This window comes from Pseudoclavibacter sp. RFBA6 (genome assembly GCF_002931575.1).
In the GTDB taxonomy this organism is placed as follows: Bacteria; Actinomycetota; Actinomycetes; order Actinomycetales; family Microbacteriaceae; genus Pseudoclavibacter; species Pseudoclavibacter terrae.
The window spans coordinates 239,736-260,630 of the sequence record NZ_PSUA01000011.1 but is presented as its reverse complement, the minus strand read 5'-3'; the positions used below and the strand labels follow the sequence as shown (position 1 = coordinate 260,630).

At 69.4% G+C, this 20,895-nt stretch carries 15 protein-coding genes; 12 read left to right on the top strand and 3 right to left on the bottom strand.

The window, feature by feature from the left end; genetic code table 11:
- Window positions 1-58: 58 nt before the first annotated feature.
- Both C5C17_RS09700 and C5C17_RS09695 read left to right on the top strand, forming a co-directional pair.
- The gene (locus C5C17_RS09700) at window positions 59-1,270 is read left to right on the top strand and encodes a cysteine desulfurase family protein (RefSeq protein ID WP_104253175.1); all 1,212 of its coding nucleotides are present in this window, start codon (window positions 59-61) and stop codon (window positions 1,268-1,270) included.
- An 87-nt stretch (window positions 1,271-1,357) separates the two neighbouring features.
- Complete coding sequence (locus tag C5C17_RS09695) at window positions 1,358-3,229, top strand: ABC transporter ATP-binding protein (RefSeq protein ID WP_104253227.1); 1,872 nt, start codon at window positions 1,358-1,360, stop codon at window positions 3,227-3,229.
- 25 nt (window positions 3,230-3,254) lie between these two features.
- Here the strand turns inward: C5C17_RS09695 and C5C17_RS09690 are convergent, their stop codons facing one another.
- Entirely contained in the window at window positions 3,255-4,523 is a 1,269-nt protein-coding gene (locus tag C5C17_RS09690) for a CynX/NimT family MFS transporter (RefSeq protein ID WP_181028539.1), read from the bottom strand.
- Between the two features lie 76 nt (window positions 4,524-4,599).
- On the opposite strand from C5C17_RS09690, the gene C5C17_RS09685 reads away from it, so the two are divergent.
- Window positions 4,600-5,214, top strand: coding sequence for a TetR family transcriptional regulator (locus C5C17_RS09685; protein WP_104253173.1), 615 nt, complete (start codon window positions 4,600-4,602; stop codon window positions 5,212-5,214).
- Window positions 5,211-6,851 carry an MDR family MFS transporter gene (locus C5C17_RS09680; RefSeq protein WP_104253172.1) on the top strand — a complete coding sequence of 547 codons (1,641 nt, stop codon included), beginning with the start codon at window positions 5,211-5,213 and terminating at the stop codon, window positions 6,849-6,851. Before C5C17_RS09685 ends, C5C17_RS09680 begins: the two co-directional genes overlap by 4 nt.
- A 32-nt stretch (window positions 6,852-6,883) precedes the next feature.
- On the opposite strand, the gene C5C17_RS09675 is transcribed toward C5C17_RS09680, so the two are convergent.
- Entirely contained in the window at window positions 6,884-7,735 is an 852-nt protein-coding gene (locus C5C17_RS09675) for a DUF2690 domain-containing protein (RefSeq protein ID WP_104253171.1), read from the bottom strand.
- Window positions 7,736-7,846: 111 nt separating this feature from the next.
- Here C5C17_RS09675 and mnmA point away from each other — a divergent pair, with 111 nt between their 5' ends.
- From mnmA to C5C17_RS09635, 8 genes are all read left to right on the top strand, one after another.
- Complete coding sequence (mnmA, locus tag C5C17_RS09670) at window positions 7,847-9,043, top strand: tRNA 2-thiouridine(34) synthase MnmA (protein ID WP_258066132.1); 1,197 nt, start codon at window positions 7,847-7,849, stop codon at window positions 9,041-9,043.
- Window positions 9,040-9,516 (top strand): hypothetical protein, encoded by a 477-nt coding sequence (locus C5C17_RS09665; RefSeq protein WP_104253169.1) that lies wholly within the window; start codon window positions 9,040-9,042, stop codon window positions 9,514-9,516. The genes mnmA and C5C17_RS09665 overlap by 4 nt, the downstream gene beginning before the upstream one ends.
- Complete coding sequence (gene ligA, locus C5C17_RS09660) at window positions 9,513-11,891, top strand: NAD-dependent DNA ligase LigA (RefSeq protein WP_104253168.1); 2,379 nt, start codon at window positions 9,513-9,515, stop codon at window positions 11,889-11,891. Before C5C17_RS09665 ends, ligA begins: the two co-directional genes overlap by 4 nt.
- A gap of 118 nt (window positions 11,892-12,009) precedes the next feature.
- Window positions 12,010-14,106 carry a DUF6882 domain-containing protein gene (locus C5C17_RS09655; RefSeq protein ID WP_146079127.1) on the top strand — a complete coding sequence of 699 codons (2,097 nt, stop codon included), beginning with the start codon at window positions 12,010-12,012 and terminating at the stop codon, window positions 14,104-14,106.
- 75 nt (window positions 14,107-14,181) lie between these two features.
- Window positions 14,182-14,481: an Asp-tRNA(Asn)/Glu-tRNA(Gln) amidotransferase subunit GatC gene (gatC, locus tag C5C17_RS09650; RefSeq protein ID WP_104253166.1), complete on the top strand. Its 300-nt coding sequence runs from the start codon at window positions 14,182-14,184 to the stop codon at window positions 14,479-14,481.
- Window positions 14,478-16,004, top strand: a complete 1,527-nt coding sequence (gatA, locus tag C5C17_RS09645; RefSeq protein ID WP_104253165.1) for an Asp-tRNA(Asn)/Glu-tRNA(Gln) amidotransferase subunit GatA — start codon at window positions 14,478-14,480, stop codon at window positions 16,002-16,004. The genes gatC and gatA overlap by 4 nt, the downstream gene beginning before the upstream one ends.
- Window positions 16,004-17,518 (top strand): Asp-tRNA(Asn)/Glu-tRNA(Gln) amidotransferase subunit GatB, encoded by a 1,515-nt coding sequence (gatB, locus tag C5C17_RS09640; protein ID WP_104253164.1) that lies wholly within the window; start codon window positions 16,004-16,006, stop codon window positions 17,516-17,518. The genes gatA and gatB overlap by 1 nt, the downstream gene beginning before the upstream one ends.
- A gap of 108 nt (window positions 17,519-17,626) precedes the next feature.
- Complete coding sequence (locus C5C17_RS09635; protein ID WP_146079126.1) at window positions 17,627-19,018, top strand: hypothetical protein; 1,392 nt, start codon at window positions 17,627-17,629, stop codon at window positions 19,016-19,018.
- 69 nt (window positions 19,019-19,087) lie between these two features.
- Here the strand turns inward: C5C17_RS09635 and C5C17_RS09630 are convergent, their stop codons facing one another.
- Entirely contained in the window at window positions 19,088-20,842 is a 1,755-nt protein-coding gene (locus C5C17_RS09630) for a long-chain-fatty-acid--CoA ligase (protein ID WP_104253162.1), read from the bottom strand.
- Window positions 20,843-20,895 lie beyond the last annotated feature (53 nt).

Here is a 20,895-nt window from a genome sequence, read left to right as displayed (position 1 = left end):
ACGGATCGCGCAAGTCTATGTCGAGAATGCCCGTATCCAGGGCAGGGCGGGGAGTGTAATGGCCGTTTACCTCGACCATGCCGCGACGACCCCGATGGTCCGCGAGGCGCGGGAGGCGCTCCTCGCCGGCCTGGACCTGACGGGGAATCCGTCGTCGATTCATGGCCACGGGCAGGCCGCGAAGCGGCTGCTCGAAGGGGCACGGGAGCGCGTTGCCGCGGCGCTCGGTGCTGACCCGATCGAGGTTGTCCTGACATCTGGTGGCACCGAGGCCATCAACCTCGGCGTCAAGGGCCTGTACTGGGCGAGGCGGCAGCAGGACGCGGCTCGTGTCCGAATCATGGCACCTCGAGGCGAGCACCACGCGACCGTCGACGCCGTCGAGTGGCTCGCCGCCCATGAGGGGGCCGTCGTCGACTGGCTGCCGGTCGACGAGATCGGCGTCGTCGACCTCGAGGTCGCCGGGCAGCGGATGCGCGAGCACGCGCACGACGTGGCGCTCATCACGGTCATCCTCGCCAACAACGAGGTCGGCTCCGTGCAGCCGGTCCGCTCGCTCGCCGCGCTGGCGGCCGAGCACGGGATCCCAGTGCACGTCGACGCCGTCGCGGCCTTCGGGCACATCCCGGTCTCGCTGCGGGATCTCGACGTTGCCGCGCTCAGCGTCTCGGCGCACAAGATCGGCGGGCCGGTGGCCATGGGCGCGCTCGCGCTCGCCCGCGCACACACCGTCGAGGCGCTCATCCACGGGGGTGGGCAGCAGCGGGGCGTGCGCTCTGGCACCCAGGACGTGCCGGCCGCTCTCGCGTTCGCAGCTGCGACGGACGCGGCGATGTCGCGAATGGACACGGAGGGCGCCCGCCTCGACGCGCTCGCGCACCGTCTGGCGGATGGCCTCGCGCGGATCCCGGGCGCCGAGCTGCGCGGCGCCCCGATCGACGGCGTCCTCCAGGACGCAGGAGTCGACGTGCGGGCACGGGTGCCTGGCAACGTGCACGCCACGTTCGACGGCTGCCAGGGCGACTCCCTGCTCTTCCTCCTCGACATGGCTGGGTTCTCCGTCTCCACCGGCTCCGCCTGCCAGGCCGGCATCGCCGAGCCATCGCATGTCCTGCTCGGCATGGGCCTGGACGAGCGAACGGCGCTGAGCGCGCTGCGCTTCACACTGGGCGCGTCGACCGGCGACGCCGACATCGTCTCACTCCTCGACGTCCTGCCGAGGATCGTGGAGCAGGCGCGAACGGCCGGGTTCTCCGACCGGACCGTGTAGCGTCCTGGCGCTTTCTCCGCCTGCAGCGCATCCGCCCCCGACGCGCGTCGGAGTGTCGGCGGATGCGCCTACGCTGACGCCATGACGATGCGAGGTGCAGGAAGCGGGCCACCCGCCGGTGGCCGTATGCGGGACGAATCCGTGATCCGGGCAGCGAACGAGCAGGCCCCGCAGATCGACGGCCTCTGGCAGCGGGTGCTTCACCTGTTCTCGCCCTACCGCGGGAAGATCGCGATCGCGCTCGTGCTGGTGCTCATCACGGCGGCCATCTCGGTGCTGCCCCCGCTGCTGACCGAGCAGGCGTTCGACGTCGGCCTCTTCCCGCCGGGAGGCACCGGGCCGAACATCGGCGAGCTGTGGAAGATCGTCGGGCTCATGGCGGTGCTGTGGGTCGCCTCGAGTGCGCTCGGGGTCGTGCAGACCTACTTCACCGCCAGCGTCGGCAACTCCGTCATGGGCGACCTGCGCGTGCGCCTCTTCGATCACCTGCAGCGCATGGAGCTCGCGTTCTTCACGCGCACCAAGACCGGGGTCATCCAGTCCCGCCTCCAGAACGACGTCGGCGGAGTGGCGTCCACGCTGCAGTCGATGATCACGAGTGTCGTCGGCAACATCGTGACGGTCCTCGCGGCGGTCGTCGCCATGGCGCTGCTCTCCTGGCAGCTGACCATCATCGCGTTCGTCCTCATGCCGGCGCTCGTCTGGGCGCAGCGGCGGGTCGGCCAGGTGCGCGCCCGCATCGCGACGAAGACGCAGGAGTCGCTCTCCGAGATGACCGCCATCACGCAGGAATCGCTGAGCGTCTCCGGCATCCTGCTCGCGAAGTCGTTCGGGCGCGAGGAGGCGGAAGGGCAGCGGTACCGCTCGGAGAACGACCGGCAGATCGGGCTGCAGGTGAAGCAGACGATGAGCGGGCAGACGTTCTTCGCCTTCGTGTCCATCGTGTTCTCGCTGGTGCCCGCGGCCGTCTACATCGTCGGCGCCTACCTCATCACCGGCGGCGTCGACCTCACGGCGGGTGCGATCGTCGCGTTCACGACGGTGCAGACCAGGCTCACAATGCCGCTCATCGGGCTCATGCGCATCGGCCTGGAGGTGCAGACGTCGAAGGCCTTGTTCGCGCGCATCTTCGAGTACCTCGACTTGAGGCCTGCCATCATGCCGTCGCCTGCGCCCATCGCGCTCGACGAGTCGAGGCTCGGCGAGGTCGAGTTCGAGCACGTCTCGTTCCGGTACCCGGACGCGGAGGTCGACTCGGCCCCCACGCTCGACGACGTGTCCTTCACGGTCCGCCCGGGGGAGTTCGTCGCGTTCGTCGGGCCGAGCGGTGCCGGGAAGACGACGATCGGCTACCTCGTACCCAGGCTCTACGAGGTCTCGTCAGGTGCCGTGCGGTTCGCGGGCGCCGATGTGCGCGACCTCGACCACGACGCGCTCATCGCCAACACGGGCATCGTGAGCCAGGAGAGCTACCTGTTCCACGCGTCGATCGCCGAGAACCTGCGCTTCGCGAAGCCGGACGCGACGCAGGCCGAGATCGAGGAGGCCTGCAGGCAGGCCAACATCCACGAGACGATCTCGAAGTTCCCCGACGGCTACGAGACGCTCGTGGGGGAGCGGGGCTACCGTCTGTCCGGCGGCGAGAAGCAGCGCGTCGCCATCGCCAGGGTCCTGCTCAAGGATCCGGCCGTGCTGGTCCTCGACGAGGCGACGAGCGCGCTCGACACGAGATCGGAGCGGTTCGTGCAGCGTGCCCTGGACGAGGCCTCACGCGGCCGCACGGTTCTGGCCATCGCGCACCGCCTCTCGACGGTCAAGGACGCCGACCTCATCTGCGTCGTCGACGAAGGCCGCATCGTCGAGCGCGGGAACCACGCCGAGCTCATGGCGAGGGGAGGCCTCTACGCGGCGCTCCACGAGGAGCAGCGCACCGACGTCCAGCCCGAGCTCGAGACCTGAGTCGCGCTGACGCGGCGGCGCTCGTCTACCGAGCCAGCTGGATCTCGTCCTCGATCTTCCATGTGCCGGCGAGCGCCGGGGCAAGCGGGATGACGCCGAGCGTGAGCACGGCCAGGAGCCCAAGCGAGATCGACCAGTTGCCGGTTGCCGTCGCCAGCACCCCGACTGTGAGTGGGGCGAGGGCCGCGAGGGCGTAGCCGACGAGCTGGACGAACCCGCTGAGGATCGCCGAGCCCCGCTGACCCGCCGCGCGCAGACCGATGAGCGTGAGGCAGATCGGGAAGATGAGCTGCCCGAAGCCGATGAGGACGACCCAGAGGACGGGAGCCGCGGTTGGAGCGAAGATGAGGCCGGCGTAGCCGAGCGCGAAGCCGGCGGCGGCGGTGATGAGGGGCCACGTCGTCCCGAGGTGCTTGATGACGAGCGGCGTGGCGAGGGAGAGCGGGATGCCCATGGCTGCGAACAGCGAGAGGTAGCCGGCCGCTGCGACGGTGTCGGCGCCCGCCCGCTCCTGCAGGATCGTGGGCAGCCACCCGAAGCAGCAGTAGGCGTTCATCGATGAGACGGCGAAGGTCGTCGCGAGCGCCCACGCCCGCTTCGAGAGCCAGATGGACTTGGCGGGCTTGGCGCGCGTGCCGTCGGGCAGCGTCACCGCCCCGGTCGTCGGGGCGACGTGGCCGCGGGCTGAGCGTACCTGTGCGCGCACGAGGAGCACGATCCACGGCACTGCGGCGGAAGCCGCCACGATCGCCCACATGGACAGCGAGGTCCGCCATCCGCTGGCCAGGGCAACGGGCGCCGCGACGAGGGGCGGCAGCATCGTGCCCAGCGCCACGATGATCGCGTAGGTCGAGGTCATGACGGGGATGTGCGAGCGGAAGTAGGTGATGACCACCGGCGGCAGGAGGATGTTGCCGATACCCATGCCGAGCAGTGCGATGCCGCTGCCGCCGAGCAGCGTCGGCAGGTTCGGGGCGGCCCCGCGGAGGAGGTGGCCGGCGATGATCGCGGCGAGCGCGACGACGATGAGCAGCTCGAGGCGGACCCGGCGGAGGAGCCACGGGGTGATGAGGCCCGCAATCGCGAAGGCCACAGGGGGCAGCATCGTGAGCACGCCGGTGGTCGTCCCCTCGAGCGGGAGGTCGACCGAGATGAGGTCGAAGATCGATGAGGCGTTGGTGACGGCCGTCCGCAGATTCAGAGCGAGGAGGACAAGCGCGAGGACGGCGACGGCCGTCCAGATCCACGGTGACCGGGCGCTTTCCGAAGGGTTCTGGGAGGGGAGAGATGACACGAGGTGCAACTGTACCCAGCAGCTCCCCAGGATTCTTGCACTTGTGAAAGTTTGCACTCATGCATATTGTTGAGGGGTGTCGAACCCAGCTCTCTCCCTTCGCGAACGCAACCGCATCGACTGCTGGCATGCCATCCACGACGCCGCCGCCGATCTGACGATCGCGCGCGGCCTCGACGAGACGACGATCGACGCCATCAGCGAGCGTGCGGGTGTCTCGCGGAGGACCTTCTTCAACTACTTCCCGAGCAAAGAGGACGCGGTGCTCGGCATGCAGGCGCCCACGCTCCCCGAGGGTGCGCTCGACGACTTCCGGGCAGGCGAGGGCGATTCCTTCGGTCGCACCATGCGGCTCATGCTCGCGGTGCTCGACTCGGCGATTCCCGACCACGACGACTTCCCACGCCGACGCACGCTCGCCGACCAGCACCCCGTGCTCGAGGAACGACTCAGGCGCCACATCAGCGCGGCCGAGGACATCGTCCTCTCGATCCTGACCGAGCAGGGCGGCGACAGCTCCACGGAGTCGCTGCCAGACGGCATCGAGTCGGCGAAGGCGCTCCTCTCGCTCGCCGCGACCATCCTGCGCTTCACGAGCAGGAACGACCCCCAAGGAGTTCTGGCAGACAGGGAAGCCGCCATCAACCACTCCATCGACATCTTCCGGAAAGCGATCTCAGAAGCCCTATGACGACTCCCCCCAGCATCGATTCGCAGGTTCGCGCCGACGCTGCCCCCGGCGCAGAAGCCCGGACCAGGGCCGAGGCGCGGCCCGCCACGCCAGCGACCGGCGCGGGCGCAGCGAGCGCGCACCGCCGCAGCATCGTGCCGCTCTTCCTGGGGCTCATGGTCACGATGCTGATGGCATCGCTCAACAACACGGTGCTCTCGAGCGCCATGCCGACCATCGTCGGGGAGCTGCACGGCGTCGAGCATATGAGCTGGGTCGTGACCTCCTTCATCCTGGCCTCGACGGTCATGATGCCGGTCTACGGGAACCTCTCCGACCTCTTCGGCCGCAAGCCGCTGCTGCTCATCGCCATTGGCCTCTTCATCGTGGGCTCCGTGCTGGGCGGCCTGGCCCCATCCATCGAGCTGCTCATCGGTGCGCGCATCGTGCAGGGCCTCGGCGGCGGTGGTCTCATGATCCTCTCCCAGGCGGCCATCGCGGACGTCGTCCCGGCTCGTGAACGCGGCAAGTACATGGGCGTCATGGGCGCGGTCTTCGCGTTCTCGTCCGTCGCCGGCCCGCTGCTCGGCGGCTGGTTCACCGAGGGCCCGGGATGGCGCTGGGTGTTCTGGATCAACCTGCCCCTCGGCGCCCTCGCGCTCCTCGCGACCATCTTCCTGCTCCGGCTGCCGAAGCGCCCCGTCCACGAGCGCACGCGCATCGACGTCGGCGGCATGGCGCTCATCTCGCTCGCCACGACCGCCCTTGTGCTCGTCGGCACCTGGGGTGGGTCCCAGTACGCGTGGACCTCGCCGACGATCCTGCTCCTCACCGCGCTTGCGGTGGTCTCCGCTGTCGGCTTCGTCTTCGTCGAGCGCAGCGCCGCGAACCCGATCATGCCGCTCGGCATGTTCAAGGACCGCAACTTCATCCTGACCACGATCGCCAGCCTCGCCACGGGTGTCATCATGTTCGGCACGCTCGGCTACATGCCCACGTACCTGCAGATGGTGACGGGTTCCGGTCCGACCGTGTCCGGTCTGCTCATGACGCCCATGATGGGCGCGCTCCTCATCACGTCCATCCTGAGCGGGCAGTACGTGTCTCGCACGGGTCGGTACAAGTGGGTGCCGATCGCCGGCGCCGCCGTGCTCGGTGCGGGCCTGGTCGTGCTGTCGTTCGTCACCGTCGAGAGCCCCGTGTGGATGATCTGCGTCGCCCTCGGCATCATGGGCATCGGGCTCGGTGGCAGCATGCAGCTGCTCACGCTCATCGTGCAGAACTCGTTCCCGGCTCGCATCGTGGGAACGGCGACCGCCGCCAACAACTACTTCCGGCAGGTCGGCGCAACGCTGGGCTCTGCGGTGGTCGGCTCCGTGTTCGCCGCACGCCTGACGCAGATGGTGGCCGACCGGCTGCCCGCCGGTGCTGCACCGGAAGACGGCGCGAGCTCGTTCACGCCCGCCGCGATCGCGCAGCTCCCCGACCAGCTGCGCGCCATCATCGTCGGCTCGTACAACGAGGCGCTCATCCCGATCTTCCTCGCGCTCGTGCCACTGACGGTCATCTCCATCGTCGCGCTGTCGTTCCTCAAGGAGAAGCCCCTGGCGACTGGCAAGGAGCCGGCGACGACCACATCAGCGACGCACGTCGGCTGAATCGGCTCCGGGCCCGGGCTCTCGGGGCCTCGCTAGATGCAGAGCTCCGGCCCGAGGTCGATCGTCTGCCCGTCGGCGGTCATGATCGCCAGCCCGCACCAGCGCGCGCTGGTCGCAGGGCTGATGCCGAGCGGCGTGTAGACGGACTGCACGTCGTAGGCCGAGACCGATTGGCGGCGCTCCGAGTCGCGGTCGACGGCGGGGTACACCGACATCGTGAGCTCGTTTCCTGCCGCCTCGCCGTCGTACCTCGTGACTCGGCCCCACACGGCCTTGCAGCTCGTCGAGTACATCAGCTGCACTTGCGTCTCGCGCTCCCGCATCTCGCTGGCTGCGACCACCGCGTCATCGCGGCACACCGTCTGCATGGGGTCCAGCCCGTCGGAGATGCCGGCGAATGGGTCGTCCGCAGTCTGCAGCTGGCCGATGCCGAACCAGACGCCGCTCGTCACGGCCGCTGAGACGAGCGCGGCTGCTGCGGCGGTGGACACGAGCCTGCGCTTCGTGATGGGAGGCGGGAGGGGCGTCGGCGCCTCAGAGGTGGGCAGTCGAGCCTCCGCGCTCGCATCCTGGGTGCCGGACGCCACAGGCGAGGGGCAGTCCTCCGTCTGCTCGATGATCGCGGGCGGGAGCTCGACCCTCGGAGGGGCCACGAGCTCGCTGCGACGCTCGAGCCAAGGGGCTGGGTCGGCACCCAGCGCCGTGACCAGCCGCTCCACGGTCTTCGCCGTGGGCAGCCGGTTTCCGCCGAGGGCGTCTCCCACCACGCTCTTGGAGATCCCGGCCGACTCGGCGAGCCTCACGATGGTGGGTCTGCCCGCCTGTTCGCGAAGTGACTGGAGGTCGGACGCGAACCGGGCAGGGGAGTCTCGGATGTCGCTCACGCGCGGCCTCCCTTGTGAGCATCTTCGGTCGTTGGCGCTGGACACGGTCAAAATACCAGAGTCCCGGAACTCCTCAGAAGCGTTGTCGGAGGCCCGACGTACACTTATCCGGTGAAAGTTCTAGCCGCCATGAGCGGCGGGGTCGATTCCGCCGTCGCAGCAGCCCGGGCCGTCGAGGCAGGGCACGAAGTGATCGGCGTGCACCTCGCGCTCTCCCGAATGCCCGGCACGCTCCGCACAGGCTCGCGTGGGTGCTGCACGATCGAGGACTCGATGGATGCGCGCCGTGCCGCCGACCTCCTCGGCATCCCGTTCTACGTCTGGGACTTCTCCGAGCGGTTCAAGCTCGACGTGGTCGACGACTTCATCGCCGAGTACAGCGCGGGTCGTACGCCGAACCCCTGCATGCGCTGCAACGAGAAGATCAAGTTCGCGGCCCTGCTCGAGAAGGCCATCGATCTCGGATTCGATGCCGTCTGCACCGGCCACTACGCGACGCTGGAGACGGGCGAGGACGGGCTCGTCGAGCTGCACCGGGCGAGCGCCTGGGCCAAGGACCAGTCCTACGTGCTCGGCGTGCTCACCCAGCAGCAGCTGGAGCACTGCTACTTCCCGCTCGGAGACACGCCCTCGAAGGACCTGGTCCGCGCAGAGGCCGCCGAGCGAGGCATCAGCGTCGCCCAGAAGCCTGACTCGCACGACATCTGCTTCATCCCTGACGGCGACACCAGGGGCTGGCTCGGCGACCGCATCGGGACCGCGACGGGCGAGGTGGTCGACAGTGCAGGGGCGAAGCTCGGCGAGCACGACGGCGCGACGGCCTACACGGTCGGCCAGCGCAAGGGGCTCCGTCTCGGCGTGCCCGCACCTGACGGCAAGCCTCGGTTCGTGCTCGAGATCCGTCCGAAGACCAATGAAGTCGTCGTCGGGCCGAAGGAAGCGCTGAGGATCGCGGAAATCGCAGGCCAGCGGATGAGCTGGACCGGTGCCGCGACGTCGGAGAGCGACGGCGAGTTCCGCTGCGACGTGCAGATCCGCGCGCACGCCGACCCGGTGCCCGCGACCGCGCGGATTCACGCCAGCGCGGCCAGTACCCGCGACGATGCGACCGTCCCGGGCGTCGAGTGGAGTGTCAGCGTGGACGAGCCCCTCGTCGGCGTCGCCCCGGGCCAGACGGCCGTCGTCTACGTCGGCACGCGCGTGCTCGGCCAGTTCACGATCGACCGCACAGTGAGTGCCGTGCAGACCGCCGAGACCCTTGCGGGGGCTGCCCAGGCACGCAGCGCAGACGGGCAGGAGGCAGCATGAGCAAGCAGACCGAGGGCGGCCCGCTCAAGGACGGCGAAGCGATGGATCTGCTCACCGACCGCGCGGAGCGCTGGGCGGCGCAGTACAGGAACCTGTCCGATCCCGATCGGTGGCGCGCTGACTACGACGCGCACTTCGCTGCTCCCGCGCTGCAGCTCGCCAAGCGCTGCACCCTCGAGGCTCGGAACTTCGGCGCGAAAGACTGGATCCTCGCCCTGGTGCTCTGGTTCCTCATCGGCGGCACCGTGTTCCTCGCCTCGAGCTTCCTCATGCAGCTCGAGCCGACCTGGCAGATCGTCTTCGCGGTGTTCGCAGGCCTGATCGCCGTGGTGGGCATCGTGCAGAGCTATCTCGAGACGACCAGCGAGAAACGCGCGGCGAAACGTCTGGCCGCCAAGAACGAATGGCTGCTCAATGTGAGCCGCAAGGCCGCGATGGCGACGCTCAACTCGCGCTCCGGGGCGTCAGCATGACGACCTTCGACGACGCGCGAGTTCGCGTCGAGGAGCTGCGGGAGCTCGTCTCCGGTTACCAGGCCGCGTACTACGAGCGAGACGTGCAGCTGGTCTCCGATGCCGAGTACGACGCCCTGGTCCGCGAGCTCGACGAGCTCGAGCGCGAGCATCCGGAGCTGCAGTCGCAGGATTCGCCCACGCAGACGGTCGGCGGCGGTGTCGCCGAGGGGCTGCGACCCATCGAGCACGCCGAACGGATGCTCTCGCTCGACAACGTGTTCTCGATCGACGAGCTCCGGGAATGGTGCGCGAAGACGGCAGCCTCCGCGGGCCGACGCGTCGACTGGCTGACCGAGCTGAAGATCGACGGCCTCGCCATCGCGCTGCGCTACGAGCACGGGAAGCTGGTGACTGCGGCGACCCGTGGCGATGGGCGCACGGGCGAGGAGGTCACGCAGAACGCGCTGCAGATCGACGGTATCCCGGCTGTCCTCGCAGGCGAGGGGCACCCGCCGATCGTCGAGGTGCGCGGCGAGGTGTTCATCCCCGTTGCCGCGTTCAAGGAGCTCAACGAGTTCCAGGCTTCCCTTCGGCCCCGTGCGGTTGAAGAGTACCGGGCCAGGTGGGAAGCACGCCCGGCCGCGTCGCGCGGAGTATTCGACGAAGACGCCGAGCTCGCCCGCGCCACCAAGCGCTTCCCGGACTTCGCGAATCCCCGCAACGCTGCGAGCGGAGGCCTGCGCCAGCAGCTCGAGAAGAAGAGCGGCCTGGAACGTGAGGCCGGTGAGCTGCGCCTCCACTCGCTCCAGATGTACGTGCACGGCATCGGTGCCTGGCCGTCGCCCCCCGTCGAATCGCAGAGCCAGGTCTACGAGCTCCTCGCAGGCTGGGGGCTGCCCGTCACCCCGTACGCGAAGGTCGCCGCATCCGTCGACGAGGTCGTGGAGTTCGTCGAGCAGTACGGCGCAGAACGCCACTCCGTCGAGCACGAGCTCGACGGCATCGTCGTGAAGGTGGACGAGCTCGACCTGCACGACGAGCTCGGCATGACGAGCCGTGCCCCCCGCTGGGCCATCGCCTTCAAGTACCCTCCCGAAGAGGTGCACACGAAGCTCCTCGACATCGCGGCCAGCGTCGGCCGCACCGGGCGCGTGACGCCGTTCGCGATCATGGCGCCCGTCAAGGTCGCGGGCAGCGTGGTGCGCATGGCCACGCTCCACAATCAGGACGTGGTGCGCGTCAAGGGCGTCAAGATCGGCGACACCGTCGTGCTGCGCAAGGCGGGAGACGTGATCCCCGAGGTGCTCGGCCCCGTCCTGGAGCTGCGCGGCGATGACGTGCGCGACTTCGTGATGCCGAGCGACTGCCCGGAATGCGGCACGCCCTTGCGGCCCATGAAGGAGGGCGACGTCGATCTGCGCTGCCCGAACGCCCGGTCGTGCCCCGCCCAGGTTCGCGGGCGCGTCGAGCACATCGGCTCGCGGGGAGGACTCGATGTGGATGCCCTCGGCGAGGTGACCGCTGCCGCGCTGACCCAGCCGACCGTGCCCGAGCGGCCACCACTCGAGACCGAGGCGGGGCTCTTCGCGCTCACGCTCGAGGAGATCGTGCCCATCGAGGTCGTCGTCCGCGACTCTGAGACGGGTGAGCCCAAGACCGACGAGGAGACGGGCGAGCTCGTGCGACGCGCCCCGTTCCAGAAGGTCTCGCTGGTGTACCCGCCAGGCTCCGAGGACATGACGCCGGCCGAGCGACGCAAGGTCGGCATCAAGAAGGACTTCCGGCTCGTGGAGCCGTCGAAGCAGGCGACGACGCTCCTCGAGCAGCTCGAAGTCGCCAAGACCAAGGACCTCTGGCGTCAGCTCGTGTCCCTGAACATCCGCCACGTCGGTCCCGTCGCGGCGAGGGCGCTCGCTGACTGGTTCGGTTCGCTCGAGGCCATCGAGGCAGCTCCCGCCGAGGAGCTGGCTCAGGTCGAAGGCGTGGGGCCGACGATCGCCGACGCGATCGTCGAGTGGCTCGCAGAAGACTGGCACCGCGAGATCATCGACGCCTGGCGGGCGGCCGGCGTTCGCTTCGCGACTCCGAACCACCCCGGACCCGGCGCGATGTCGAGCGCGGATGGTCCGCTCTCCGGACTGAGCGTCGTAGCGACGGGAACCCTGGAGGGGTTCACGCGCGACGGCGCGAAGGAGGCGATCATCGCGGCGGGCGGGAAGGCCGCGGGGAGCGTCTCCAAGAAGACGGACTTCGTGGCGGCGGGCCCCGGTGCTGGCTCGAAGCTGACGAAGGCGGAGGAGCTCGGCATTCCGATCCTCGACGCCGACGGCTTCCGCCTGCTGCTCGAGGGTGGCCCGAGCGCAGTGGAGCACCTGCGAGCAGAAGCAGAATGAGCGACCCGGAGGGTCCGATGACCAGGAGCGGACTCCGAGGCTGCGGCCCGGTCGCTCGGCTACAGTGTGCAGGCCGTGGCATCGGCTCGCCGCGGAGGAACGGGGAACCATGCTCAGCGTGAGCTTGCAAGATCTGGCGGACGACGCCGCCATCCTCCACTTCGACGCGCAGGCGCAGCTCACGGAGCAGCTCGGCGACGCCGGATGGGATGTCGATTTGACTGCTCCGTCGATCACCTACCAGACCCAGCCGAGCGAGACGGTGCTCCCGGTCCAGCTCATCGGGAGCGTCGCGCAGAGCGCGGGCACGTGGATGTGGGGCTGGAACAACGTCAACAACTTCCCCGAGCAGGCCATCGCGCTTGCCGGACGGGTGCGTTCGTTCGTGCTCGATGGCGGGCCGGAGCAGCTCTCGTCCTCGGTGGTGAAGACCGACGAGACCGCGCCGCTTCTGCTGGTCCTCGCAGCGAAGGCCCTCACCCGATCGCGTGACAGCGTTGTTCTCGAGGCCGCGCCGGGCGTTCACGTGCACCTCATGGTGCAAGCGGGGCCAGACACGTCGACGACCGCCGAGCGAGCGACGCGCGCCATCCTGGATGCCCTCGACGCGGGGGTCCTGGGCGACCACGTGCGTGCGCTCCACTCCTATGCGGCACGAAGCGAGTCGCAGCTCAGCCGCACGGGCGCGTCCAGCTACGAGCTCTCCACCAGAGACGGCAACGTCGAGGTCACCCTCGACGACGCGCAGCGGATCCTTGTCGCTCGCGTGTCTCCGGAGGCGGCAGCCGACACCAGCGAGCCCGAGGCGGCGTCCGAGCGCACGCCTGACGTCACTCCGCCAGCTGAACCGGGGCAGGTGTCGTCCGAAGAGCAACCGTTCAGCGACGCTCATTCCGAGGAGGAGCCGACGGCTGAGCCCGAGCCGCAGATCGAGCACACGCCTACTCCGGAACCGGGGGTGAAACTCGATCACGCACCGAACGATGCACCCCCTGCGCCGTTGCAAGAGCTGCAGACCTCGGAGGCGCAGCCTGCGCCCGTCCCTGTCGTACCGCCGGCCGGGCTCCCGACACCGCCTCCGCCCGTCGTTCCCGCATCGGCCCCGTACGTCCAGTCGCCGCAACGCGCAGAGCAGCGGGCAGAAACCGCTGTGCCCCCGTCCGTGGGGCTTCCATCGGCGTCGGCTCAGACTGCGGCTCCTGGAGCCCCTTGGCAGCCGTTCGACGCTTCGCCCCGCTGGGAGCGGACCCCGCCGTCGGCCGTCGCGCCGCCTGTCGGCGGGCCGCCTCCCGTTCCGGCGCCTGCACCAGGTGAGGGCGCAGCCCGGGGCTTCCTCCCGCCGCACCTCGTGAACCCGCCCCAGGGTGCACAAGGCGGAAACCCTGTCCCGACCTCGCAAGCAGGCCCGTCAGCTCCCTTCGGGCGTCCTCCGCAGCAGGGGCAGCACGGCCAGCCCACACAGTACGGCCAGCCCGCGCAGTACGGCCAGCCCAACCACTTCGGCCAGTCCAACCAGCAGCCCACGCAGCAGGGCCAGCCGAGCGCGTACGGCCAGCCGAGCGCCGTGGGGCATCCGGGCCAGCAGTATCCACAGCCCGGGCAGCCCGGCCAGCCACCGCAAGCCGGTTGGCAAGCGCCGCCCCAGCAGCAGTTCCCGCACACGGGGCAGCCAGGCCAGCCCGGGAGCGCGGGCCCGCAGGGGCAGCCGTGGCAGGGCCAAGCTCAGCAGGGCGCCTCCTGGCAGCAGCGCCCGCAGGTTCAGCCGCCCGCGTACGGCAACGAGCAGGGGCGTGCTCAGCAGCACCAGGGCCAGCCGCCCCAGTGGCAGCCGGGCCAGCAGCAGGCTCCCGGTGGTCCGTATCCCGGCACCCAGTACCCGGCCCAGCCGGGAAGCTTCGACCCCAGGCAGCAGGGCCAGCCGCAGCAGTTCCCACCGTCACGCGCGCCGCAGCAGCGTCCGCAGGAGGGTGGCTGGAACGGCCAGTCCCCGTATGGTCAGGCGCCGCAAGGCCAGCCCCCCTTCGGTCAGGCGCCGCAGGGGCAGCCGCCGTACAGCCAGAACCCGCAGGGTCAGGGCCCGTATTCGGGCCAGGCTCCGCAGCACGGGCCGAACCAGGGGCAGCACCCTCAGCCGGGCCAGCCCGGCTACGACCCACGCCGACCGGGGAACAGCCAGCCGCCCTGGCCACCCCAGCAGCAGCCACCCCGCCAATAGCTGGCAGCGAGCACGGCCGCGCCCCGTGCGCGGCCTAGACTTGTCCAGCCCTGGCCGACGCACTATCGGAGACGAATGACCGACATCACTGCCGCCGACGTTGAGCACCTCGCTCAGCTCGCACGCATCGACCTCGCAGACGGCGAGATCGAGCGCGTCACCGGCGAACTCATCGAAATCCAGCACCTGATCCAGAAAGTGCAGGAGGTGGCGACCCCCGACGTCGAAGTGACGACGCATCCGATCGCCATGCACAACGTGACGCGTGCAGACGAGGTCGGCGAACCGCTTGACCGCGATGCTGCGCTCGCAGGAGCACCGGACAGCGACGGGACACGCTTCCGTGTCACCGCGATCCTGGGAGAAGAGCAGTGACCGCCGACATCACGCGCCTGAGCGCGACCGACCTGGCGGTGGCGATCGCGGCCGGCACCATCAGCTCCATCGAGGCGACGACCGCGCACCTCGAGCGCATCGAGGCTGTCGACGGTGACGTCCACGCGTTCCTCCACGTCGACGCCGACGCTGCGCTTGCCGCCGCGGGACGTGTCGACGCGAAGCGGCAGGCCGGCGAGCAGCTCGCACCGCTGGCTGGAGTTCCCGTCGCCGTCAAGGACAACATCGCCACGAAGGGCACGCCGACGACCGCCGGCTCCCGCATCCTCGAGGGCTGGGTGCCGCCGTACGACGCGACCGTCGTCGAGCGCCTCCGCGGCGACGACCTCGTCATCATCGGCAAGACCAACCTCGACGAATTCGCGATGGGTTCCTCCACGGAGCACTCCGCGTACGGCCCAACTCACAACCCGTGGGACCTCGAGCGCATCCCCGGCGGATCCGGTGGAGGCTCCGCCGCCGCCGTGGCCGCCTACGAGGCGCCGCTCGCGCTCGGAACTGACACGGGCGGATCCATCCGTCAGCCCGCATCCGTCACCGGCACCGTAGGCATGAAGCCCACGTACGGCGGCGTCAGCCGTTATGGCGCGCTCGCCCTGGGATCCTCGCTCGACCAGATCGGACCGGCAGCACGCACCGTGCTCGACACGGCCGCCCTGCACGACGTGCTCGCGGGCCACGACCGCCGCGACTCCACGTCGCTCACGGGGGAATGGCCGTCGTTCACCGACGCAGCCCTCGCGGGCCGCAAGGAGGACTCCGTTCGCGGACTCCGCATCGGCGTCCCCAAGCAGATCGCCGACGGGGCGGGCTTCGAGGCCGGGGTCACCCAGCGCTTCCAAGAGGCGCTCGCCGCGCTCGAGGAACGCGGTGCCGTCATCTCGTGGATCGAGACGCCCCACTTCGAGTACGCCGTCGCCGCGTACTACCTGATCATGCCCGCGGAAGCATCGAGCAATCTCGCTCGCTACGACTCCGTGCGCTTCGGGCTGCGGGTCACGGACGCCTCCGCCACAACCGTCGAGAAGGTCATGTCCGCGACGCGAAGCAAGGGCTTCGGCGACGAGGCCAAGCGCCGCATCCTCCTCGGGACCTACGCGCTCTCGGCCGGCTACTACGACGCCTTCTACGGGTCAGCCCAGAAGGTGCGCACGCTCGTGCAGCAGGACTTCGCCGCCGCCTTCGCCGGAGTCGACGTGCTCGCCGCGCCCACGTCGCCGACCACGGCCTACAAGCTCGGCGAGAAGGCCGAGGACCCGACGGCCATGTACCTCGCCGACCTCACGACCATCCCCGCCAACCTCGCTGGCGTCCCCGGCATCTCCGTGCCCGGCGGACTCGCGCCCGAGAACGGGCTGCCGGTCGGCATCCAGTTCATGGCGGCCGCCCGCGACGACGCACGCCTCTACACCGTGGCTGCGGCGCTCGAACAGACTCTCGAAGACCGATGGGGCGGACCCCTGCTCGCGCAGGCCCCCCAGCTGAAGGCAGGTGCACGCTGATGGCCAAGCCAGAGCTGATGGACTACGACCGCGCGCTCGAACTCTACGAGCCCGTCATCGGTCTCGAGGTGCACGTCGAACTCGGCACCAAGACCAAGATGTTTTCCGACACCCCGAACCACTCGGGGAACGAGGTCGGCGGCGAGCCGAACACCAACATCGGGCCGGTCGACCTCGGTCTTCCCGGCACGCTGCCCGTCGTCAACGAGCAGGCTGTGCGCTACTCGATCGCGCTCGGACTCGCCCTCAACTGCCAGATCGCCGAGGTCTCGGGCTTCGCGCGGAAGAACTACTTCTACCCGGACAACCCGAAGAACTACCAGATCTCGCAGTACGACGACCCCATCGCCTTCGATGGAGAGGTCGAGGTCGAGCTGGAGGACGGCACCGTCTTCCACGTTCCGATCGAGCGCGCGCACATGGAAGAGGATGCGGGCAAGCTCACGCACGTCGGAGGCTCGACCGGCCGCATCCAGGGCGCCGAGTACTCGCTGGTCGACTACAACCGCGCCGGCGTGCCACTCGTCGAGATCGTGACACGGCCTATCTTCGGCGGAGAGGCGCAGACACCGCAGCTCGCGGCGGCGTACGTCTCGACGATCCGAGACATCGTCCGCGCGCTCGGCGTCTCCGAGGCTCGCATGGAGCGTGGCAATCTCCGCTGCGACGCCAACGTCTCGCTCCGCCCGCGCGGCGAGGAGAAGCTCGGCACGCGCACGGAGACGAAGAACGTCAACTCCTTCAGGTCGATCGAGCGCGCAGTCCGGTACGAGATCCAGCGCCAGGCCGCGCTGCTCGCGGCAGGCGGGAGCATCACGCAGGAGACCCGTCACTGGCACGAGGACACGGGACGCACCTCGTCCGGTCGACCGAAGTCCGACGCCGACGACTACCGGTACTTCCCCGAGCCCGACCTCATGCCGCTGCGCCCGAGCCGTGCGCTCGTCGAGGAGCTCCGCGCGACGCTTCCCGAAGCGCCCGTCGCCCGTCGGCGCCGCCTCAAGGCGGAATGGGGCTTCGCCGACCAGGAGTTCCAGGACATCGCCAACGCGGGGCTTCTCGAGGTCGTGGATGCGACTGTCGCAGCTGGCGCGACGGCCGCTGGAGCCAAGAAGTGGTGGATGGGCGAGCTCTCGCGCATCGCCAACGATCGGGGCGTGCAGGCCACCGACCTCGCGACGCCGCAGCAGATCGCCGAGCTCGACGGTCTGATCACGGCAGGCACGGTCAACGACCGACTCGCGCGTGACGTGCTCGAGGGCGTGCTCGCCGGTGAAGGCTCACCGGCCGAGGTCGTGGAGTCGCGCGGCCTCGCGGTCGTCAGCGATGACGGACCCCTCATCGAGGCCATCGATGCGGCACTTGCGCAGCAGCCCGACGTCCTCGCGAAGATCCGCGACGGCAAGGTGCAGGCGGCAGGTGCGGTCATCGGCGCCGTGATGAAGGCGATGCGGGGCAAGGCAGACGCCGCGCGCGTGCGAGAGCTCGTTCTCGAGCGCGCCCAGAGCTCCTAGAGCTCGAACTCGTACACCGGGGAATTGTCGGGCAGGACCTAGGCGGCCCTGTGGCTCTGACGATAGCGTCAGAGCCACAGGGCCTCGGTGAACGGAGCAGCGAATCTCATGGGCAAGAAGACTGGCAAGAAGGCTCGGGTCGAGCGACCAGACGCCACGCAGGGCGGCCCTCGGGCGAAGGTCAAGAAAGAGCGCGTGCAGCCGCCGACGTCGGTGCAGCGACCGGCCTCAGCTGGCACGCCGTCGCTCCTGACGACGCTCGAACCGAACGTCACCGCGGACCCGGCCACGCAGAAGGACCCGACGGACAAGACGAAGTCCACGGACAAGAAGTCCAAGGACAGCAAGAAGTCCAAGGACAGCAAGAAGCTCAGCGACGCGAAGACATCTCAGGACGAGAAGAAGTCCAAGGACGAGAAAAAGTCCAAAGACGAGAAGAAGTCCAAGGGCAAGAGGAAGTCCAAGGACGACAAGACGTCCAAGGCGAAGAAGAAGCCGAAGGGCGACGAGAAGTCCAAGGCTGAGACGGTCCAGGCCGAGGACTCCGGGCTGGTCGAGGCTGCTCCGAAGGCCGGTGCGACGAAGGGCCGCAAGTCGGGCGCGGGCGAACGGACGCACATCCTGCGCGATGCGGCGCTCCTCACCGATGAGGGCGACGACGCCCACGGGTTCGCTCGACTCATCAGGGCCATGCCCGGGATCGTCGCGCTCGTCGAACAGCACGAGACGGCGGTGCATCGTGCGGTCTTCGACAGCTTCGTGACCGCGGTCGTCGAGCACGGCGTCGACGCCGCCGACCTCGGCCCCATCGACATCCGCACGGCAGCGCCGAGAACGGCGGAGGGCGGCGAGCCCGTCGCCGCGGAACCGCGGGACGACGAGTCTGCGGTCACAGGCGTGGAGTCCGCGCGCCCGGTCCGTGCGGGCCGTGGGCGCCGCCCTTCCGGGATCAACAGCGCCGAGACGGTCGACAGGCCTTCGCCCGCCCCGACGCCGCCCAGCCAGAGAGCGTCGTCCTCGGGCTCTGGCTCGAATGGGGACCAGGTGCGCAGCCCCCGCAGCACCGTCCGCGCCTCAACGCGAGCCCGAGCAGGCCAAGGGCGTGCTTCGACTTCCCAGATGTCGTCGGAGACGGCCGCGGACGAACGCACGGGCACCGCCCCGATTGCATCCCGCACGAGGGCCGGTTCGCGAGGCAGCGCAGCGGCCAGGTCCCGCGCCGCAAGATCACGAGCCCGGAGTCTCGAAGAGCTGGCCGAAGAGCTGAAGCCGACGAACAACGGGCAGCGCATCGCGCTCGCCATCGCCTCGATCATGGGCGATGAGGCCGAGGTCACCGCGGCGAGGATCACGGCCGAGTTCGAGCGCATGACGTGGCGAGTGCCGGTGAACGTCGCCGCCTCGGTGCGTCAGGCGGCCAGGGCCGGCCTCGTCGACCTCGAGGGACCGACGGGCACCCGCCTCACTCCGGCTGGCGAGCAGTACGTCACCGGCGGTTGAGCGAGTCGCTGACCGAGACGCCTCGAGCCCGCCCCTGCGCTGCAGGGGCGGGCTCGCTCGCGCTTCGGCCTATTCGGCGCCGGGGCGCGCCCCGCCAGTTTCTTCGTCGTCTCCCGCTGCGGCTGCAGCGGTCGCGTTGCGGTTCTGCTGCAGCGCGTCCCGGACCTTCTTGCGCAGCACCTTCCCGATGAGCGATTTGGGGAGCTCCTCCCAGACGACGTACGACCGCGGCACCTTGTGCTCGGAGAGACGCTCGCGGACGAACGCGCGCGCTGCAGCCTCGTCGAAGCGTGCCCCCTCGTCGAGCACGATGACCGCGGTGACGACCTCGGCGCCTCCACCTCGCCTGATGCCGACGACGGTTGCCTCGGCGATTCCTGGCACCTCGGTGACGACGCGCTCGACCTCGGAAGGCGACACGTTGAAGCCGCCCGTGATGATGAGCTCCTTCTTGCGGTCCACTACCGTCACGAAACCGTCCGCATCCTGCACGACGAGGTCGCCCGAGCGCACCCAGCCGCCGTCGATGAGCACCTCCGCGGTCTCCTCGGGTCGGTTCCAGTAGCCCTGGAAGGTCTGCGGGCCCTTGATGAGCAGCTCGCCGACGTCGCCGAGTCCGACCTCCGTGCTCGGGTCGCTCGGGTCGGTGACCTTGATGAAGGTCGACGGGAACGGGATGCCGATCGTTCCGGTCTTCCGTTTGTCGGTGAACGGGTTGCCGAGCGCGACGGGCGACGTCTCGGTGAGTCCGTACCCTTCGACGAGCTGGCCACCCGCGACGGCCTCCCAGCGGTGCACGATGGCGTCGTTCAGCGTCATGGCGCCCGAGATGGCGTAGATGACGCCGGAGAGGTCGAGCTTCCCTTCCTTCGCGACGCGCGCGAGCCGGTCGTACATGGGCGGCACGGCAGGGATGAAGGTCGCCGGCGACTTCTTCGATGCTGCGATGACCAGCTCGGGGTCGAACGTCGGGAAGAGCACCGCCTTCGCGCCGACGCTCACGGAGTAGATGACGGACAGCAGCACGCCGAACGCGTGGAACATGGGCAGGACGCCGTAGATCGTCTCGTTGCCAGCCGTGAACTCGGGCATCCACGCCGCACCCTGGCGGGCGTTCGACCACAGGTTGCGGTGCGTGAGCATGGCCCCCTTCGGGTTGCCGGTCGTGCCGCTCGTGTACTGCAGGCTCGCGAGGTCCTCGGGACCCGGGGCGGGGATGCTCGCGTCGAGCGGCTGCTGCTTCGCGAGCTTCTCGAAGGGGACGGTGCCAGGAGCCTTCGCGCTGAGCTTGGCGCGCGACTCGCGGGCTTTCGCGATGGGCAGGCGGAGCAGCAGCTGCGTCTTGAGCGGCATGCCCTTCGTCACATCGACCGCGATGACGTGGCGGATGCCGAGGCTGTGGGGGAGCGACTGCACCGTCGGCGCGGCCTTGTCCCAGGCGATCACGATCTCGGCGCCGTGGTCCTCGAACTGGGTGCGGAGCTCATCACGCGTGTAGAGCGGATTGTGCTCCACGACAACCGCGCCGAGCCGGAGAACCGCGTAGAACGCGACCACGTGCTGCGGCGCGTTCGGCATGATCAGCGCCACCCGGTCGCCCCGCTTGACGCCGATGCGCCGCAGCCCCTGCGCGAACCGCAGCACCTGGTCCTGCAGCTCCGCGAAGGTGGTCTGCGCGGCGAAGAACTCGATCGCGGGCTTGTCGGGAAACCGCTCGGCGATCTCCGACAGCATGTCGGGGAGCGACCCGTTCGGGACTTCGATGTCCTTCGGTGTCCCGGGGGCGTAGAAGGCGGTCCAGGCGCGAGACTCGTTGAGCTGCATGCGCAGAGTCTATTCGCGCAGAGCGTCGGCCAGATGTCCGGGTGCGTCCTGCG

Coding starts and splice junctions, on each gene's coding strand:
- C5C17_RS09695 (WP_104253227.1), top strand. CDS start 1,358: ATGCGAGGTGCAGGAAGCGGGCCACCCGCCGGTGGCCGTATGCGGGAC.
- gatB (WP_104253164.1), top strand. CDS start 16,004: ATGGCCAAGCCAGAGCTGATGGACTACGACCGCGCGCTCGAACTCTAC.
- ligA (WP_104253168.1), top strand. CDS start 9,513: ATGACGACCTTCGACGACGCGCGAGTTCGCGTCGAGGAGCTGCGGGAG.
- C5C17_RS09630 (WP_104253162.1), bottom strand. CDS start 20,842: ATGCAGCTCAACGAGTCTCGCGCCTGGACCGCCTTCTACGCCCCCGGG.
- C5C17_RS09680 (WP_104253172.1), top strand. CDS start 5,211: ATGACGACTCCCCCCAGCATCGATTCGCAGGTTCGCGCCGACGCTGCC.
- C5C17_RS09635 (WP_146079126.1), top strand. CDS start 17,627: ATGGGCAAGAAGACTGGCAAGAAGGCTCGGGTCGAGCGACCAGACGCC.
- gatC (WP_104253166.1), top strand. CDS start 14,182: ATGACCGACATCACTGCCGCCGACGTTGAGCACCTCGCTCAGCTCGCA.
- C5C17_RS09665 (WP_104253169.1), top strand. CDS start 9,040: ATGAGCAAGCAGACCGAGGGCGGCCCGCTCAAGGACGGCGAAGCGATG.
- C5C17_RS09700 (WP_104253175.1), top strand. CDS start 59: ATGGCCGTTTACCTCGACCATGCCGCGACGACCCCGATGGTCCGCGAG.